General features: G+C 55.8%; 1 protein-coding gene. It reads left to right on the forward strand.

Features of this window, described 5'->3' with window-relative positions:
- On the forward strand, positions 1-2,293 hold a 2,293-nt coding region (locus LGZ99_RS24105; RefSeq protein ID WP_262979816.1), incomplete at both ends, for a two-partner secretion domain-containing protein.

Consider the following 2,293-nt stretch of genomic DNA (forward strand, 5'->3'; position numbering starts at 1 on the left):
GCTACCGTCAGTTTGATGTGGATAAACAGGGTGTTATCCTCAATAACAGCGCTAACACCACTCAGACGCAACTCGGTGGGATGGTGGCCGGTAACCCCTGGCTCGCCAAAGGGGAAGCGAAAATTATCCTCAATGAAGTCAACAGTCGCGATCCCAGTCACCTCAATGGTTGGATCGAAGTGGCTGGCCGCAAAGCGGAGGTGGTTATCGCTAACCCCTCCGGTATCACCTGCAACGGCTGTGGCTTTATCAACGCGCATCGTACCACGCTGACCACCGGCGAGGCGCTGATGGAACAGGGCCGGTTGAAAGGCTTTGATGTCAATCAGGGGGACGTGCGGATTGACGGGCACGGCATGGACAGCACACAGCAAAGTTACACCGATATTATTGCCCGCTCCGTCGCGATTAACGCCAAATTACATGCGCAGGACCTGAAAGTAACCACCGGGCGCAATATTGTGGATGCTGCGCACCAGCAAATTGAAAAAAAATCGGCTGACAATAAAAAGTCCCCGGAGTTTGCGTTGGATGTGGCGGCACTGGGCGGCATGTATGCCCATAAAATTAGGTTGATAGGCACCGAAGCGGGTGTGGGGGTGCGTAACGCCGGTAACATCGGTGCGACGGCGGGTGAAGTGCATATTACCGCCGATGGGTGGATTGGGAACAGTGGCACCCTCAGCAGCCGTGATGCGTTGCAATTAACCAGTACGGCAAAGATAGACAATCAGGGCAAACTCCTGTCGCAATCGACGGTAACCTTGCAATCCGGCGGACAACTGGACAATAGTGGCCGGGTTGAGGCGCGGGGCGATATCACGGCCAAGGCAGGAACAATACAAAGTGGTCACGGCAGTGTGTGGGCGGCGGGGATAGATGATAAAGGCCGCACCACCCGGCCCGGCTCATTGACCCTGACGGCGCAGCACGTTCAGGCCCAGGGAAAAAATCTGGCGACCGATACGCTAGCCATTCAAAGCCGCCAGATTGACCTGAGCGGTAGCCAGAGCACAGCCAATCAGATTCAACTGACTGCCAGCCAACAGGGGATAAGTACCGCTCACGCCATCGTAAACGCTGACCGTTTGACGGCGAAAACCCCGGGCCAGTTTAACAACGACGGCGGCCAGTTAGTGGCGCGGGAAATTCGCCTCACTACACCTGATTTATCCAACCAGCAGGGAAAAATTAACCAGACGGGGAGCGGTGAGCTAACGCTCAACACCCGCACCCTGAATAACTGTCAGGGAACTTTGTTCAATCAGGGGAAACTGACCCTCACCGCTGACCGGCTTAACAACCCTCAGGGTAATATTGCCAGTCACGGCGAGGACCTGCATCTCACAGCACATCAGGCAGATAACACTCAGGGCACCGTGCAACTGGCGGGCAACGGGAAACTGTCGCTCAATACCCAACGGTGGCTTGGCAATCAGGGCAAGCTGCTCACCAATGGTACCCTGACTATTCAAGCCGGTGACCTGCAACTCAACCACGCCGACACTCAGGCCGGGCAGATTACCGTCAACGCTGACACCCTGAGCCATCAAAGTGGTGTGATGCAACAACAGGGCAAAGACACTCTGTCCCTCACCACCCGGCGACTGGATAACCAAAGCGGCACTATTGCGGGTAACGGTAACCTGAACCTGAAGGCAACGACCGTCGATAATCGTCATGGCAACATTGTGGCCGCCGACAAGGGCTCGCTGACACTGACGGTCAATGACACCCTAGATAATCAGTCGGGCCGGCTGGAAGCGGGCAACGCGCTCCAGCTCAGGGCTGCCCAACTGGATAATGGTCAGGGGAGCATGGTTGCTACCGGGGACAGCGCCACCCTCACTGTTGGCAAAACCATTCAAAACGTTAACGGTCATCTTGAAGCCAAAACCCGACTGACCACAACCAGCCAGACCCTGAATAACACCCAGGGCGTGTTGCTGGCACAAAACATTAACAGCCAGACCCACGGTCATCCCTTCATCAACAACGCCGGACAGGTGATAGCCGAAGACACCCTGACGGTCAACAGTGGTCAACTGGATAACACCGCGGGGTTATTACAGGCTGGCCGCGAGATGTCCATTGATACCCACGGCCATTGGCTGACTAATACCCGCAATACCGACCAAAAAGCGGGCCGGTTGTTAAGCGGCGGACAGTTAACCCTGCGCACCGGCAATATCAATAACACCGGTGGGATAATCGCCGCAGACGGCAAAACCTCGCTGACCAGTACCAAACTCAATAATACTCAGGGACAGATAGCCGGGAATGGCGGGCTGGA

It is taken from the genome of Photorhabdus temperata, assembly GCF_025384845.1.
In the GTDB taxonomy this organism is placed as follows: Bacteria; Pseudomonadota; Gammaproteobacteria; order Enterobacterales; family Enterobacteriaceae; genus Photorhabdus; species Photorhabdus temperata.